The 16,121-nt window shown below is 72.6% G+C and carries 9 protein-coding genes; 1 reads left to right on the top strand and 8 read right to left on the bottom strand.

Translation table 11 applies throughout. The features are described 5' to 3' along the window. Positions 1-67: 67 nt before the first annotated feature. The 8 genes from GTY67_RS32085 to GTY67_RS32050 form a co-directional block, all read right to left on the bottom strand. Positions 68-2,374, bottom strand: coding sequence for a lantibiotic dehydratase (locus GTY67_RS32085; RefSeq protein WP_161281356.1), 2,307 nt, complete (start codon positions 2,372-2,374; stop codon positions 68-70). Beyond that, entirely contained in the window at positions 2,367-2,663 is a 297-nt protein-coding gene (locus tag GTY67_RS32080) for an acyl carrier protein (protein ID WP_093689398.1), read from the bottom strand. The genes GTY67_RS32085 and GTY67_RS32080 overlap by 8 nt, the downstream gene beginning before the upstream one ends. 62 nt (positions 2,664-2,725) lie before the next feature. Then, positions 2,726-3,751: a pyridoxal-phosphate dependent enzyme gene (locus GTY67_RS32075; protein ID WP_161281355.1), complete on the bottom strand. Its 1,026-nt coding sequence runs from the start codon at positions 3,749-3,751 to the stop codon at positions 2,726-2,728. Continuing rightward, positions 3,748-5,283, bottom strand: a complete 1,536-nt coding sequence (locus GTY67_RS32070; protein ID WP_161281354.1) for an amino acid adenylation domain-containing protein — start codon at positions 5,281-5,283, stop codon at positions 3,748-3,750. Before GTY67_RS32070 ends, GTY67_RS32075 begins: the two co-directional genes overlap by 4 nt. Then, on the bottom strand, positions 5,277-7,628 hold the full coding sequence (locus GTY67_RS32065) for a lantibiotic dehydratase (RefSeq protein ID WP_093689392.1): 2,352 nt from the start codon (positions 7,626-7,628) through the stop codon (positions 5,277-5,279). Before GTY67_RS32065 ends, GTY67_RS32070 begins: the two co-directional genes overlap by 7 nt. Before the next feature lie 6 nt (positions 7,629-7,634). Continuing rightward, positions 7,635-8,579 (bottom strand): hypothetical protein, encoded by a 945-nt coding sequence (locus GTY67_RS32060; RefSeq protein WP_030575222.1) that lies wholly within the window; start codon positions 8,577-8,579, stop codon positions 7,635-7,637. A 35-nt stretch (positions 8,580-8,614) separates the two neighbouring features. Continuing rightward, positions 8,615-9,928: a diaminobutyrate--2-oxoglutarate transaminase gene (locus GTY67_RS32055; RefSeq protein ID WP_202462416.1), complete on the bottom strand. Its 1,314-nt coding sequence runs from the start codon at positions 9,926-9,928 to the stop codon at positions 8,615-8,617. Positions 9,929-10,089: 161 nt separating this feature from the next. Further along, positions 10,090-13,359 (bottom strand): non-ribosomal peptide synthetase, encoded by a 3,270-nt coding sequence (locus tag GTY67_RS32050; protein WP_161281353.1) that lies wholly within the window; start codon positions 13,357-13,359, stop codon positions 10,090-10,092. Between the two features lie 311 nt (positions 13,360-13,670). On the opposite strand from GTY67_RS32050, the gene uvrA reads away from it, so the two are divergent. Next, positions 13,671-16,088, top strand: a complete 2,418-nt coding sequence (uvrA, locus tag GTY67_RS32045) for an excinuclease ABC subunit UvrA (RefSeq protein ID WP_161281352.1) — start codon at positions 13,671-13,673, stop codon at positions 16,086-16,088. Positions 16,089-16,121 lie beyond the last annotated feature (33 nt).

Genomic DNA, 16,121 nt, shown 5'->3' with positions numbered 1-16,121 from the left:
CCCGGACATGACGACGGGGTGCCCGGCCGGTGCGGCCGGACACCCCGTGCGAGGGTCTTCGGTGTTCTCAGCCGTGCTGGTCGACGGCGACGAAGCGGAGTTCGGAGGTGTAGGTGTTGCCCCGGTCGTCGGTCAGCCACGCGTGCTCGGGACTCGGCAGCATCTCCGTGACCGTGAGCTTCGCCTCCGGATCCTTCCGCGCCAGCCGACGAGCAGCCTTGGCCAGGATGTTCACATACACCGGAGCATCGAAATCCACATAGAACGGACGCGGCTCCGTCGGCGACACCACGAACACATACCGCGGCAACCCCCGCTCACCACGCCAGTTCCGCGCCCGCACATACCGCCGGGCCTCACTCTTCTCCTCCGCGAACCCCAACTCCCCACCCGTGAACCGCCACGACTCACGACTCACCACCAGCTTGTCCACCATCACCCGCGGCACATGATCCGCGTCGGGGAACAGCCGGAACAGGTCCATGGCCAGGGTGGTCAGCACGTGGCCGAACACATCGGTGACGGGGAACTCCGCTCCGCCGGGCAGCACGACGACCGGTCGGCCCTCGCGCCGGACGACGTGGGCGTCGGCGCTGAGCACGGTACGGTCCCGGTGCGGGTCGGCGGTGAGTTCCATCAGGGCGACGTAGTAGTCCTCCGGCCTGACCAGCACATTGCGCACCCGGGTGGAGAGCCGCGCCTTGTGCTCCTTGGGCAGCAGGGGCAGCAGGCGGGGGCCGGGGTGGTCCTGGCCGGTGAGCCGGAGGAGTTCCGCCGGCTCGGGGTGCTGGCTGACGAACAGCGAGGCGCCCATGGTGTTGGACGCCAGGTGCAGTTCGCCGAGGACGAGTTCGAAGTCGCCCCTGCCGATCGCCTCGGTGTCGCGGGCGGCGATCAGCACATCGGGGCTGAGGTAGCGGGCGGCGGTCCAGGCCACGGGGGCCGGGGGGAACGCCTCGGCCACCTGGGACGCGACGGACGAGTGGGTCGCCCGCACCCGCCCGGCCCCCTCCGGCAGCGGGATGATCCGTGCCCAGCGGCGCTGGAACTCCGCCAGCACCTCCTGTACGTCGGTGACCGCGCCTCCGTGCAGGATCGGCATGGAGGCGAACCAGAAGTCGGCGAGGTTGACCCGTTCCTCGCCGGAGGCGGCGGACAGCTTCTCGTAGACCTCGACGGCCCGCCGCTCCACCCGGGCGCCGAGCTGGGCCATGAGCCACGCGGCGCTGGTCATCAGCGGGTCCAGGGGCGCCATGGCGTCCAGGACGGTGCCGCCGATCCGTGCGGTGGCGGAGCGCCGGGTGTCGGAGTGGACGAGCGACCTGTTGGGCGCCGTACGGCTGCCCTTGGCACGCTGGGAGGCCGTGTCGGTGATCCGGGTGAAGTCCTCCTCCAGCGCCGCCAGCGCCTCGCACAACGCCTCCGCGTCACGCCCGGCCGCCTCCACCCGCTCACGACCCCGCTCCAAGACCTCCAACGGCTCCAGCGCACCACGCCGCAGCTCCGCATCCCCCACCCGCTCCAGAACCGCACGCAACTCCCGGTCCGGACGCGCACCCGAAGGCACCTCCAACCGCCAGCTCACCCAACGACGACCCACCAGCTCGGTGAGACGGGAGGTGACCTCGTCGAGTGAGGTGCCGAGGATCCGGGCGAGTTCGTGCGGTGAGCGGCGGCCGTCCGCCAGCCGCAGCAGGGCCACCAGATGGGGCGGCGCCTGCTGCGGGCGACGGCCGGGGACGTGGACGGGTCCCTCGTCGGACTCGGCACGGATGTAGGGCAGCCGTCGTGGGGGTATCCAGGCCATCAGCCGCTCGTCCGCCGACAACGTCCTCGCCAGCGCGTCGATCGACCAGCTCGAGAAGAACACCGACGACGACGCCGTCAACCCCTCCCCCGGATCGATCTCCACACCCCCCACCGAACCATCCACACGACCCCAGCCCACCGGACCGAAAAACCCGATCGTGTCGTTCTTCACACAGAACCGCTGCCAATAATGCGCCACCAACTCCTCACGCTGACGCGGCATACTCGACCGCCCCGACGCCGAAGGAACCCACCCCAGAAACGGCCGCAAACCCGTCCGCAACACCGTCCGGTTCTGCCACGCCACCGCCGCAGTGAAATCCGAAGAACCCGCAACACCCTGCAACCTCACCGCAGTACGCGCCGCAACCTCCCCGAACACCCCCTCGAACTCATCCCAATCAGGACCCGACAACACCCCACCGGCAAACTTGTCCGCATACACCGACACATCCACCGGAGCCAGATCCAACACACCCCCCACCGGAAAACCCGGCCCACGCAACGAAAACTGCTCCCACAACCGCCAACGGCGGCCCAGCAGCAGCGCGCCGTCGTCACTCATGGGTCGCACCCGCCGGGAGTTCGGCGAGTTCCTCGGCGACGACCTCGGCCAGTTCCGCGGGGGTCGGGTAGGTGAAGACGAGGGCGATGGCGATCTCCGTGCCCACCGCCTCCTGGATGCGCCCGGTGATCTGGAAAGCCGTCAGCGAGTCGCCGCCGGACTCGAAGAAGTCGGCGTGCTCGTCGAGCCCTTCGTCGGCCAGCGCCTCCTGGTAGAGGACGGTGATGAGTTCGGTCAGCCCGGCGACGCTCCGGAGGTCGCGCGCGAGGGTCTGGTCCTGGACGGTCATGGTGACTCCTTCGGGTAGGGGGAAAGTGATGTCGGAAGCAGCGGGGTGGACGGGGACGGGCGTCACGACAGGACGGAGACAGGCGGCATGGGGGACGGCGGAGCCTGACCGGCCGCGGCGGCCGTGTCCCTCCCCGCCTCCGCGCCGATGGCGGCCAGCGCGGACGGCGAGTTGCCGCCGGAGACCACCACGGCCGTACGCCCGTGGAAGCCGCGCCGGAGCGCGCCGGCCAGGGCCACGCTGCCGCTCGGTTCGGCGGGCAGGCCGGCCCGGTGCAGCAGCTCCATGGCCCGGAGGACCTCGTCGTCCCCCACGGCGATCAGCTCGTCGACCCGTCCTCGGACGATGGGAAAGGTGATCTCGCCGGGCCGCTGGCCGCGCAGCCCGTCGGCGACGGTCCTCGACGCGGGCAGCTCCACCGGGTTCCCGGCCGCGAGCGACACGGCGTAGCGGCACGCCTCCTGGGGTTCCACCCCGATCACGCGCGGAGGGCGTACGGCGAGACCGGCCGCGAGGCAGCAGCCCGCCAGCAGTCCGCCGCCGCCGACCGGGACGAAGAGCAGATCGAGGTCGGGCGCCTCCTCCAGGATCTCCAGGGCGACGGTGCCCTGGCCCGCGATGACCCGCTCGTCGTCGGAGGAGTGCACCAGCAGCGCGCCGGTGTCCGCCGCCAGCCGCCGGGCCAGCTGGTCGCGGGCGGCCACACCGCCGTCCGCCGTCACCACCCGGGCGCCCAGCCGGCGGATGGCGTCGGCCTTCGCCCGGCCCGCTCCCGCGGCCATCACCACGGTGGCCGCGGCGCCGGTCCGGCGCGCCAGCGCGGCCACGGCGATGCCGTGGTTGCCGGAGGACCCGGCGACGACGGCCGCGGTGTCCCGGCCCAGGAGCGCGTTGGCGGCGCCTCTGGCCTTGAACGAACCGCCCCGTTGCAGGTGTTCGGCCTTGAGCAGCACTCCGCGGAGTCCGGCCGCCGCCAGTCCCGGCAGTGCGTCGGCGGCCAGCAGAGGCGTTCGGCGCACCGGGCCGCGGATCCGTTCGGCGGCCGCCCGCACGTCCCCCGCTCCGAGGCGGGTTCCGGCGGCGGTCATGGTGTGCGGTCCGGGATCGGGGCGATGGTGCGGCGCAGGGCCGCCCGGTCCGTCTTGCCCGTACGGGTGGTGGGCAGCCGCGCGATGCGGTGGAACCTGCGGGGCATCATGTGCGGCGGCAGGACCTTAGCGAGGTGCCGGCGCAGCTCCGCGTCGGTCACCTCGTCGAGAGGGCCGGTGACATGGGCGTACAGGAACACCCGCCCCTGCTCGTCCGGTTCGGCCGTGACCACGGCGCCGGTGACGCGGGGGTGGCCGAGCAGGACGCCCTCGATCTCGGCCGGGTCGACCCGGTAGCCCCGGATCTTCACCTGCCGGTCGGAGCGGCCCAGGTACTCCAGAACGCCGTCCTCACCGGCCCGTGCCAGGTCTCCGGTGCGGTAGGCGCGGGCGCCCGGCGGTCCCCCGGGGTCGGGGCGGAAGCGGTCGGCGGTGAGCCCGGGGCGCCCCAGGTAGCCGCGCGCCACGCCGATGCCGCCGAGGACGATCTCACCGGTGCCGCCCGGGGGCACCTCGTCACCGCCGGGGCCGGTCAGACGGACCGTCATCCCGTCGATGGGTGTCCCGACCAGGTCGCGGGTGGTGTCCGGCTCGGGGGGCACCGCGTAACGGGTGGCCGTCATGGTGCATTCGGTGGGGCCGTACTGGTTGACCAGGCTGCCGGGCAGCAGGCGGCGCGCACCGGAGCGGAGGAAGGGCAGCAGCGACTCCCCGCTGGTCACGGCGAGGCGCAGTCCGCGCAGATGCTCCTCGGCCAGGTCCTGCTGGGCCAGGAAGGTGAGGAAGGACGGGGTGACGCTCAGCAGGGTGTTGACGCCTTCGCGGCGCAGGGTCTCCGCGAAGCTGTCGGCGCGCAGCAGGGTGCCGCGTTCCGCCAGGACCACGGTGCCTCCGGCGACCAGCGGGGCGAAGGTGTCGCGGATGGAGGCGTCGTAGCCGAGGGGTGCGACCTGGAGCGCCACGGTGTCGGGGCCCAGGCCGTAGTCCCGGGCGATGAACCCGAGGTACGAGTCGAGGCCCGCGCGCTCGATCAGGACGGCGTTGGGGGTGCCGGTGGAGCCGGAGGTGTGGCTGACGTAGGCGAGCTGCCGCCCGGAGCCGGCGGGTGTGCCGCCCTGAGGGCCCGGACCGCCCGGTCCGTCCGGCTCTGCGACGTCGTCGAGGTCGATCACCGGCCCGTCGACGGTCAGCCCCGTCTTCTTCCGCACCGCGCTCCGGGTGATCAGGACGGTGGCGCCGCCGCTGCGGACCATGGCGGCCAGCCGGGGCGGCGGCTGGGTGACGTCCAGCGTGAGGAAGGCTCCTCCGGCACGGAGGACGGCCGCCACCGCGACCACGCTCTCCGGGCCCGGTTCCAGGGCCAGGGCGCAGACCCGCTCGGGCCCGACCCCGTGGGCGGTCAGGAGGTGGGCCAGCCGGTCGGTCCAGGTATCGAACTGCCGGTAGCTGACGACGCTGCCGGGGGCGCGCAGCGCGGTGGCCTCCGGGGTGCGGGCGGCGTGGTCCCGGACGGCGTCGAGGAGGCTCACCATGAGGGGACGCCTCCCTGCTGGTGTTCCTGGTCGACGGCGACGAAGCGGAGTTCGGAGGTGTAGGTGTTGCCCCGGTCGTCGGTCAGCCACGCGTGCTCGGGACTCGGCAGCATCTCCGTGACCGTGAGCTTCGCCTCCGGATCCTTCCGCGCCAGCCGACGAGCAGCCTTGGCCAGGATGTTCACATACACCGGAGCATCGAAATCCACATAGAACGGACGCGGCTCCGTCGGCGACACCACGAACACATACCGCGGCAACCCCCGCTCACCACGCCAGTTCCGCGCCCGCACATACCGCCGGGCCTCACTCTTCTCCTCCGCGAACCCCAACTCCCCACCCGTGAACCGCCACGACTCACGACTCACCACCAGCTTGTCCACCATCACCCGCGGCACATGATCCGCGTCGGGGCGCAGGGCGAAGCGGTCCATGACGCGGTTGGTCAGGGCGTGGCTGAAGACGTCGAGTACGTCGAACTCACTGCCGTCGGGCAGGACGGCGGTCAGCCGGCCGTCGCGGTCGGTCACCGTGACGTCGGCGCTGAGCACGGTGCGGTCCCGGTGCGGGTCGCTGGTGTGTTCGGCGATGGCGACGAAGTAGTCCTCCGGGCGGTCCAGGGCGGGGCGGCTGCGGGCCGACCACTTCAGCGGCAGTTCCTTGGGCAGCATCGGCATCAGCCGGGGCCCGGGGAAGTCGCGGTCGGTCTCGGCGATCAGCTCCTCGACGGCGGGGTGCTGGTTGACGAAGAGCGAGGCGGCCACGGTGTTCATGGCGATGTGCAGTTCGCCTAGGACGAGTTCGAAGTCGCCCCGTTCGACGGCGGCGGCGTCCTTGGCCATGATGAGCACGTCGGGGCTCACATAGCGGGAGAGCGACCAGCCGTCGCGCGGTCCGTCGAACTCCTCGTGGACCCGGTCGGCGATGTCCGCGGAGGACAGCTGTACGCGGCGTGCGCCTTCCGGGGCGTCGATGATCCGGGCCCAGCGCTCCCGCAGTTCGGCACCGATCCGGTCGGCCTCCGGCATGGACGCGGCGTGCGGGGCGGGCAGGCAGGCGAACCAGAGCGAGGCGAGGTCGGTGGTGGGCCGGTCGCCGCGCACCTGGTCGAAGCTCTGCCGGATGTGTGCGCGCATGGACTCCGCGTACCGGCTGGTCAGCCAGCCCACGGCCGTCAGGCACAGGGAGAGCGGGGTGAGTTCGTCCAGGACGGCGGGGCTGAGCCGTGCGGTGGCCGAGCGCCGGGTGTCGGAGTAGACGAGCGACCTGTTGGGCGCCGTACGGCTGCCCTTGGCACGCTGGGACGCGGTGTCGGTGATCCGGGTGAAGTCCTCCTCCAGCGCCGCCAGCGCCTCGCACAACGCCTCCGCGTCACGCCCGGCCGCCTCCACCCGCTCACGACCCCGCTCCAAGACCTCCAACGGCTCCAGCGCACCACGCCGCAGCTCCGCATCCCCCACCCGCTCCAGAACCGCACGCAGCTCCCGGTCCGGACGCGCACCCGAAGGCACCTCCAACCGCCAGCTCACCCAACGACGACCCACCAGCTCGCGCAGGTGCTCCTCGGCCAGGCCGGCGGGGAGTGAGAGGTCGCGGGCGAGGTCGCCGAGGGTACGGCGGCCGTCGACCAGTTCGAGCATCGGCAGCAGCTCGCCGGGGACGGGCTGTTCGGGCCGCCCCGGGAGCCGTACGAATGTCCCGGCGCCGCCCCGTCCGATGCGGGCGAACGGGATGCGTCGTGGGGGTATCCAGGCCATCAGCCGCTCGTCCGCCGACAACGTCCTCGCCAGCGCGTCGATCGACCAACTCGAGAAGAACACCGACGACGACGCCGTCAACCCCTCCCCCGGATCAATCTCCACACCCCCCACCGAACCATCCACACGACCCCAGCCCACCGGACCGAAAAACCCGATCGTGTCGTTCTTCACACAGAACCGCTGCCAATAATGCGCCACCAACTCCTCACGCTGACGCGGCATACTCGACCGCCCCGACGCCGAAGGAACCCACCCCAGAAACGGCCGCAAACCCGTCCGCAACACCGTCCGGTTCTGCCACGCCACCGCCGCAGTGAAATCCGAAGAACCCGCAACACCCTGCAACCTCACCGCAGTACGCGCCGCAACCTCCCCGAACACCCCCTCGAACTCATCCCAATCAGGACCCGACAACACCCCACCGGCAAACTTGTCCGCATACACCGACACATCCACCGGAGCCAGATCCAACACACCCCCCACCGGAAAACCCGGCCCACGCAACGAAAACTGCTCCCACAACCGCCAACGCCCACCGGGCAGATAAACGGCTTCCTGGTCTTCCGCGTGCTTTTCCGCGCCCATGACGCTCTACCTCTCGGAGCTCCGGTCGGCCGCGCACCATTCGAGAACGGCGCGGGCGCTGTGGTATTTGTTCTCGGCCTGGTCGAAGGCGATGCTCGCCGGACCGTCGAGCACGTCCGCGGTCACCTCTTCGCCCCGGTGGGCGGGGAGGTCGTGCATGAAGACCGCGTCGGGGCTGCTTGCCATGGTTTTCTCGTCGACCTGGAAGGGCGCGAACACCTCGCGCCAGTCGGGGGTCGGTTTGGCGGTGCCGGTGGTCTGCCAGCGGGTGGTGTAGACGACGTCGGCGGCCGGCAGGTCCGCCATGTCGTGACGCTCCTCGATCCGGGCGCCGCTCCGCCGGGCATGGGCCGCCGCCCGCTCCAGATAGGCGGGGGCCAGTCCGTACCCGGGCGGGGTGCGCAGCGTGAGCCGCGTGCCCGGGAAGCGGGAGAGCGCCAGGGCCAGGGCGGAGGCGGTGTTGTTGCCCTCGCCCACGTAGACCACGTGGAGGTCCTCGATGCGCCCGAACCTGCGGAGCAGCGTGGTCAGGTCGGCCAGCGCCTGGGTGGGGTGCTCCCCCTGGCTCATCGCGTTGATCACGGCCATCCGCCGCTGGTCGGCGTAGGCGCGCAGCTCCCGCTCGGGCCCGGCGGTGCGCGCCACCAGGACGTCGATCATGCGGGAGAGTACGGCCGCGCTGTCCTCCACGGTCTCCCCGGTGTTCTCCTGGAGGTCCCCGGGGCCGTAGGTGATCAGCCGCGCGCCCAGCCTCAGCGCTCCGGCGGAGAAGGCGGTACGGGTGCGGGTGGAGGTCTTGCGGAACAGCACGCCGACGACGGTGTCCGCCAGGGGGCGCGCGTCGTCGGCGGCGCCCGCGGAGAACTCGGCGCCGCGCCGGGCGATGTGCAGCAGTTCGTCGTCGGAGAGGTCGTCGATGGAGATCAGATGGCGGCGTTCGGCCTGGGGCATGGTGCTTCCTCCTGGATGGAGCGGTCGGTGCGGTCTCAGCGGCCGAGCAGTGCGGCGCGGAGCACGCCGATGCCGTGGTCCAGTTCCTCGGGGGTGACGGTCAGCGGCGGCAGCACCTTGATGACCTCGTCGTCACGGCCGGAGAGTTCGACGATGAGCCCGTGCTCGAAGGCGTACCGCTGGACCTCCTCGGCGCGCTTGCCGCCGCCGGCCCGGCCGAGGTCGATGCCGAGCACCATGCCGCGCCCCCGGACGGTGATCTCCGGTTCGGCGGCGGTCAGTTCGGCGCCGAGGCCGGCCAGGGAGCGGGCCGGTACGGGCAGCCGCTCCACGAACTCCGGGTCGCTCCACAGCTCGGCGGCGGCGGTCGCGGCGACGAAGGCGAGCTGGTTGCCGCGGAAGGTGCCGGTGTGCTCCCCGGGCTCCCAGACGTCCAGCCCGGGCCGGAAGAGGGTGAGGGCCAGCGGGAGGCCGTAGCCGCTGATGGACTTGGAGACGGTCACCATGTCCGGGACGATGCCGGACTCCTCGAAGGCGAAGAAGGTGCCGGTGCGGCCGCATCCGGACTGGATCTCGTCGCAGATCAGCAGGATGCCGTGCCGTTCGGTGACGGCGCGCAGCCGCCGCAGCCAGTCGGCGGAGGCCGGGTACACGCCGCCCTCCATCTGCAAGGGCTCGACGATCACCGCGGCGGGCGCCTCGACCCCGGAGGAGGAGTCGGCCAGCAGCCGTTCGATGAGGGCGACGGAGTCGAACGGGCCCTGGGGACCGTCCTCGTAGGGGATGAAGGTGACCTCGTCCTGGCCGTGCACTCCCCCGGCCCGGCGGGCGCGTCCGTTGCCGGTGACGGCGAGCGACCCCCGGGTCATCCCGTGGTAGCCCCCGCTGAAGGCGAAGACCCCCCGGCGGCCGGTGGCCTTGCGGGCCAGTTTGAGGGCGGCCTCGACGGCGTCGGCTCCGGTCGGGCCGGAGAACTGCACGGTGTAGTCCAGGCCTCGGGGGCGCAGGATGTGCTCGGTCAGCGCGGCCAGGAAGGACCGCTTCGCCGCGGTGTACATGTCGAGGCCGTGCATCATGCCGTCGGAGGCGAGGTAGTCGGTGATCCGCGCCTTGATCGGGTCCGGGTTGTGGCCGTAGTTGAGGGAGCCCGCGCCGCAGAAGAAGTCGGTGAAGACCCGTCCGTCCTCGGCGTACAGCCGGGCGCCCTTGGCCCGGACGAAGACCGCCGGGAACTTGCGGCAGTAGCTGCGGACGTGGGACTCGTACCGCTCGAAGACGTCCACGTCGGGCGCCCCGGCCTCGCCGAGGGACGGAACGACGACGGGGGGAGGGGTGAAGGCGATGGTCATGGTGGTCGGTGGTCCTTTCGGTTCTCGCCCCTCGTGCCGGTCCTGGTCCGGGACGACACGCCCCGGCAGGACGGCTGCGTGAGGCGACTGGCGACGGTGTGCGGTGGCGACGGCCGGCTCCGGCGCCCGGTGGATTGCGGAAGGCGGTCGGACGGGGGCCCTCAGGGGCGGGCGTCCGCCACCGGGCGGCGTGTGCGCCGCCTGGCTCCCAGCACGGGCGCGGACGCCGCGGAGGCGACGGTCGGATAGCCGGGCAGAGCGGTGGCCAGCGCGGCCACGGTGGGGTGCTCGAAGAGCGCCCGGACCGGTACGTCGATCCCGAGGGCGGACCTGAGCCGTACCGAGACACGGGTGGCGAGCAGGGAGTGCCCGCCGAGCTGGAAGAAGTCGTGGTCGACACCGATCTCCCGGATGCCGAGCACGTCCTCCCAGACCGCGGCCACCGCGCGTTCGCGGTCCGTGCGGGGTGGTGCGCCCGTGGAGCCGCCCACGGCGCCCCAGTCGGCCACCGGCGGCAGCGCCCGGCGGTCGACCTTGCCGTTCGGTGTCCGGGGCAGCGCCTCCAGGGTCACGAAGGCCTCGGGCACCATGTAGTCGGGCAGGGTGGCCAGCAGGGCCGTCCTCAGCTCGTCATGGGCGGCCGCCGCGGCCGCCTCCTTCATGACGAGATAGGCGGCCAGCCGCTGGTCACCGTCCGGGTGCTGAACCGCACGGACCACCACGGCCCGGATGTGGCCGAGGGCCAGGAGCGCGGACTCGATCTCACCCGGCTCGATCCGGTGCCCCCGGATCTTCACCTGGTGGTCGGCCCGGCCCAGGATCTCCAAGGAGCCGTCGGAACGCCGGCGGGCGAGATCACCCGTGCGGTACAGCCGAGCGCCGGGGCGGTCGGCGAAGGGGTCGGGGACGAAGGCCGCGGCGCTCTGGGCCGGCCTGCCGTGGTAGCCCCAGCCCAGGCCGGTGCCCCCGATGCAGATCTCCCCGACGGCCCCTTCGGCTACGGGTTCCCCGCGGGCGTCGAGCAGCACGAGGCGGGTGTTGCCCCGCAGTTGCCAGTCCTCCGGGCGCCCTCGGGGGTCGAGGCGGGAAGTGGTGGACCAGACGGTGGTCTCGGTCGGGCCGTAGAGGTCCCACACCCGCGCACCGCCGTCCGCCAGCCGTACCGCGAGTTCGGTGTGCAGCTTCTCGCCACCGCTGAGGATGTCGAGTCCGGCGCCCGGCCGCCAGCCGCAGTCCAGCAGCATCCGCAAGGTCACCGGGGTGGCCTGGACCAGGGCGGTGCCGGCGCTGTCGATCAGGGCCGCCATCCGCTGCGGGTCGCGGGCCTGTTCGCGGTCGGCCAGCAGCAGCCGCGCCCCGGTGGTCAGCGGGAGGCACAGTTCCATGAGGGACGGGTCGAACGAGACCGTGGTGATGCCCAGGAACGTGGTACCGGGGCCGATCGGCAGACGGCCGGCCATGGCCGCCAGGAAGTGCGTGAGCGACCGGTGTTCGACGAGCACGCCCTTCGGCTGCCCGGTGGAGCCGGAGGTGTAGAAGATGTAGGCGAGTTCGTCCGGGCGCGGACGGTGCGGTGGCCTCGGGCCCGGGGCCCCGGTCGCCCGGGAGCTCTCGTCGGCGTCGTCGAGGAGCAGGGTGCGCGGCTCGGGCTGACGGCCGCCGCCTCCCGTCTCCGCCAGACGGCCGGTGAGGGCCCTTTCGCTGATGATGATCCCGGCGCCGGAGTCCTGGAGCAGATAGCCGATCCTGGCGGGCGGGTAGTCCGGGTCGAGTGGAAGGTAGACGGCGCCGGCCCGGTGGACCGCCAGCAGGGCCGTCACCAGACCGGGGCCCCGCTCCAGGAAGACGCCGACCGGAACGCCCGGTCCGGCACCGAGGGCGGCGAGACGGTGTGCCAGCCGGTCGGCCCGGGCGTCCAGTTCGCCGTACGTGAGGGAGCCGCCGGAGCCGCTGACCGCCACCGCGCCGGGGGCGCGGGACACCTGCCGGGCGAACAGCTCCGTCCAGGGGACGTCGGGCACGTCCAGCGCCGTGTCGTTGCCCTGGGCCAGCAGTCTGCGCCGCTCGCGGCCGGGCAGTCCCTCGATCCCCCCGGTGAGCCGGGCGAGCGGGGCGTCCGGTTCGGCCATGGCGGCCGCCAGCAGGGTGACGAAGGCGGCGCCGATCCGCTCGGCGGTGTCGGGGTCGAACAGTGCGGTGGCGTACTGCATCCGGCCGGAGATCCGGCCGTCGGGCTGGGAGAGGAGGTCGAGTGCCAGGTCGAAGGCGGTGCCCGACGCCGGGGTGGAGACCATCCTGGTGTCCAGGCCGGGCAGGTGGTCCGGCTCCTCGGGGAGGGGAAGCAGCTGGAAGGAGACCTGGAAGAGGGGGTTGCGGGACAGGTCACGCCGGTGGGCCAGTTCGGTGACGACCCGCTCGAACGGCAGCTCGGCATGGCTGAGCGCGGCCAGGGTGTCCGTCCGTACCCGGCCGAGCAGCTCGGCGAAGGACGGGGAACCGGCCAGGCTGGTGCGCAGCACCACCGAGTTGACGAACAGCCCGATCAGCTCACCGAGCGGGGGCCGCCCCCGGCCACTGACCGGGGTGCCGACGGCCACGTCGTCGCGGTCGGCCAGCCGTCCCAGTGTGGCCTGGAAGGCGGCGAGCAGCACCATGAAGCGCGTGGCCCGGTGTTCTCTGGCCAGCCGGTCCACCTTGGCGGCGAGTTCGGCCGGAACGGTGAAGCGGGCGATGTCGGCGGCGCCGTCCCAGATGGCCGGCCGCGGCCGGTCGGCGGGCAGTTCCAGGGGTTCGAGTCCGGCCAGCCGCTCACGCCAGTAGGCGAGTTGGCGCTCGCCCCGGGGGCCGGTGAGGCGCGCGGCCTGCTGAACGGCGGCGTCCGCGTACTGGAGGGGCAGCGGCTCGGGCTCCGCTCCCGCACCTCCCGTACGGGCCTGGTACCCGGCCGCCAGTTCCCGGGTGAGGACGGGCCAGGAGAAGAAGTCGAAGGCGATGTGGTGGACCACGATCAGGAGCAGGTGCTCCTGATCGCCGAGCCGCACCAGCGTCAGCCGCAGCGGCGGCGCGGTGTCCAGCGGCAGCGGCCTGACCAGTTCGGCGGCGATCAGCCCGGTGAGGCGTGACTCGCGCTCCAGGGAAGGCAGGCTCCGCAGGTCCCGGTGGTCCCACGGCACCTCCACGGCAGGCTCCACCACCGCGACCGGCTCCCCGTCCACGGACGGGTACCGGGTCCGGAGCACTTCGTGCCGGGCGAGTACGGCCTCGAAGGCCCCGGTCAGGGCCTTCTCGTCGAGGTCCCCCCGAACGCGCAGTGCCAGCGGCAGCAGGTCACCCGGCGTCCCGGGGCGCAGGCTGTCCAGAAACCACAGCCGTCGCTGTGCGAACGACATCGGCCGTCCGGAATCCGCCGTCCGGGCATCTGCGCTGTCCACCGGTCGCCTCCATGGATGCGGTCACGTCCGGGCCTGGGACCGGCTCCGGCACCTGCGAGTCTCCGCGTCCGCCCGGTTCGCGCCCAGAGAACTTCCGGCAGCCGCGTCGGCGGCCCACTCCTGCCCGGCACTCCCTTGCTGCTCCCGGCGGCCGTCGCGCTCGGCCCCTGCCGCGCTGCTCACCGCACAGCGGACAGGCGGTGGACCGGGCGGCCGACCGGACCGCCGGTCGCCCCGGCCCTCCCCGCCCCCGGCCCCGCCCGCACCTAGAATCGAACCGTTTGTCCCCCTCACGTACGGAGCCGAACCCCATGCACTCCCCCCACGATCCGTACGTCCGGGTGCGCGGCGCGCGCGAGCACAACCTCCAGGACGTGAACGTCGACATCCCGCGCGACACCCTCACGGTCTTCACCGGGGTCTCCGGGTCCGGCAAGTCCTCGCTGGCGTTCGGCACGATCTACGCCGAGGCCCAGCGCCGCTACTTCGAGTCGGTCGCTCCGTACGCGCGCCGGCTCATCCACAAGGTGGGCGCCCCCGCCGTCGGGGAGATCACCGGGCTGCCGCCCGCCGTATCCCTGGAGCAGCGGCGTTCGGCGCCCGGGGCCCGCTCGTCGGTGGGGACGGTGACCACGCTCTCCAACTCGCTGCGGATGCTGTTCTCCCGGGCCGGTGAGTATCCGCCGGGCGCGGAGCGCCTCGACTCCGACGCCTTCTCCCCCAACACGGCGGCCGGGGCCTGCCCCGAGTGCCACGGCCTGGGGCGGATCCACCGGACGGACGAGGAGCTGTTGGTCCCCGACCCGTCGCTGTCGATCCGGCAGGGCGCGATCGCCGCGTGGCCGGGGGCCTGGCAGGGCAAGAACCTGCGCGATGTGCTGGACGCCCTGGGGTACGACGTGGACCGCCCGTGGCGTGAGCTGGAGGCGAAGGACCGCGAGTGGATCCTGTTCACGGACGAGCAGCCGGTGGTCACCGTGCATCCGGTGCGGGACGCGGGGAGGATCCAACGCCCGTACCAGGGAACGTACATGAGTGCCCGGCGCTATGTGCTGCACACCTTCGCCGACACCAAGAGCCGCACCCTGCGGGCGAAGGCGGAGCGCTTCCTGACGAGTGTGCCGTGTCCGGTGTGCGGCGGGAGCAGGCTGCGGCCGGAGGCGATGGCGGTGACCTTCGCCGGGCGGACCATCGCGGAGCTGGCCGCGCTTCCGCTGTCCGCACTGGCGGAGGTGCTGGGCGGCGCCGGGGCGGGCGGTGAGGAGACGGCCCGGGTGCTGACCGGCGATCTGCTGGCCCGGATCGGGACGGTGACCGAGCTGGGGCTCGGCTATCTGAGCCTGGACCGGACGGCCCCGACGCTCTCCTCGGGCGAGTTGCAGCGGCTGCGGCTGGCGACCCAGCTGCGTTCGGGGCTCTTCGGGGTGGTCTACGTCCTGGACGAGCCGTCGGCCGGGCTGCACCCCGCCGATACGGAGTCCCTGCTCGGGGTGCTCGGCCGGCTCAAGGAGGCCGGGAACTCGGTCTTCGTGGTGGAGCACCAGATGGATGTGGTGCGGCGGGCGGACTGGCTGGTGGACGTGGGGCCGCTGGCCGGGGAGCACGGTGGGCGGGTGCTGCACAGCGGGCCGCCCCAGGGGCTGGCCGAGGTGCCGGAGTCGGCGACGCGGCGGTTCCTCTTCGACCAGGGCCCGACGCCGGTACGGGAGCCGCGCACCCCTTCCGGGTGGATCCGGCTCTCCGGGGTGGAGCGGCACAATGTGCGCGGGGTCGACGCGGCCTTCCCGCTCGGGGTGTTCACGGCGGTGACCGGGGTGTCCGGGTCGGGCAAGTCGACGCTGGTGGGCCAGGTGCTCGCCGGGGTGCTGGCGGACCGGCAGGCGGGCGAGGAGGCTGCCGGGGCGGGCGAGCGGTTCTGCGCCTCGGTCTCCGGTCTTGAGGCGGTGGACCGGCTCGTCCAGGTGGACCAGAAGCCGATCGGGCGGACGCCCCGGTCCAACCTGGCCACGTACACCGGCCTCTTCGACACCGTACGCAAGTTGTTCGCGCAGACCGGGACGGCGCGGGAGCGGGGCTACACGGCGGGGCGGTTCTCGTTCAACGTGAGCGGCGGGCGGTGCGAGACGTGCCAGGGCGAGGGGTTCGTCTCGGTGGAGCTGCTCTTCCTGCCGAGTACGTACGCGCCCTGCCCGGACTGCCATGGCGCGCGGTACAACCCGGAGACCCTGGAGGTCACGCTGCGCGGGCTGACGATCGCTCAAGTCCTCGATCTCACCGTGGAGTCGGCGGCGGACTTCTTCTCCGGGACCCCGGCCGCCGAGCGCGCGCTGACGACTCTGCTGGATGTGGGGCTCGGCTATCTGCGGCTCGGGCAGCCCGCCACCGAGCTGTCCGGTGGCGAGGCCCAGCGGATCAAGCTCGCCTCGGAGCTCCAGCGCACCCGGCGCGGGCACACCCTGTATCTGCTGGACGAGCCGACGACCGGTCTGCATCCGGCCGATGTCGAGGTGCTGATGCGGCAGTTGCACGGTCTGGTGGACGCGCACAACACGGTGGTGGTCGTGGAGCACGACATGGCCGTGGTGGCGGGCGCGGACCATGTCATCGACCTGGGACCCGGGGGCGGCGACCGGGGCGGGCGGATCGTGGCGACGGGTGCGCCGCAGGAGGTGGCGCGGGCGGCGGAGAGCCGTACGGCGCCGTATCTGGCGGAGGCTCTGGGCAGCTGATCCCGTACGGCCCGGAGTTCACGGCCGTACGGG

The sequence above is a fragment of the Streptomyces sp. SID8374 genome, from assembly GCF_009865135.1.
Classification (GTDB): Bacteria; Actinomycetota; Actinomycetes; order Streptomycetales; family Streptomycetaceae; genus Streptomyces.
The sequence above is the reverse complement of the archived record's forward strand: the minus strand, read 5'-3'. Positions and strand labels throughout refer to the sequence as shown.

Coding starts and splice junctions, on each gene's coding strand:
- GTY67_RS32080 (WP_093689398.1), bottom strand. CDS start 2,663: ATGACCGTCCAGGACCAGACCCTCGCGCGCGACCTCCGGAGCGTCGCC.
- GTY67_RS32070 (WP_161281354.1), bottom strand. CDS start 5,283: ATGGTGAGCCTCCTCGACGCCGTCCGGGACCACGCCGCCCGCACCCCG.
- GTY67_RS32065 (WP_093689392.1), bottom strand. CDS start 7,628: ATGGGCGCGGAAAAGCACGCGGAAGACCAGGAAGCCGTTTATCTGCCC.
- GTY67_RS32075 (WP_161281355.1), bottom strand. CDS start 3,751: ATGACCGCCGCCGGAACCCGCCTCGGAGCGGGGGACGTGCGGGCGGCC.
- GTY67_RS32060 (WP_030575222.1), bottom strand. CDS start 8,579: ATGCCCCAGGCCGAACGCCGCCATCTGATCTCCATCGACGACCTCTCC.
- GTY67_RS32055 (WP_202462416.1), bottom strand. CDS start 9,928: ATGACCATCGCCTTCACCCCTCCCCCCGTCGTCGTTCCGTCCCTCGGC.
- GTY67_RS32085 (WP_161281356.1), bottom strand. CDS start 2,374: ATGAGTGACGACGGCGCGCTGCTGCTGGGCCGCCGTTGGCGGTTGTGG.
- uvrA (WP_161281352.1), top strand. CDS start 13,671: ATGCACTCCCCCCACGATCCGTACGTCCGGGTGCGCGGCGCGCGCGAG.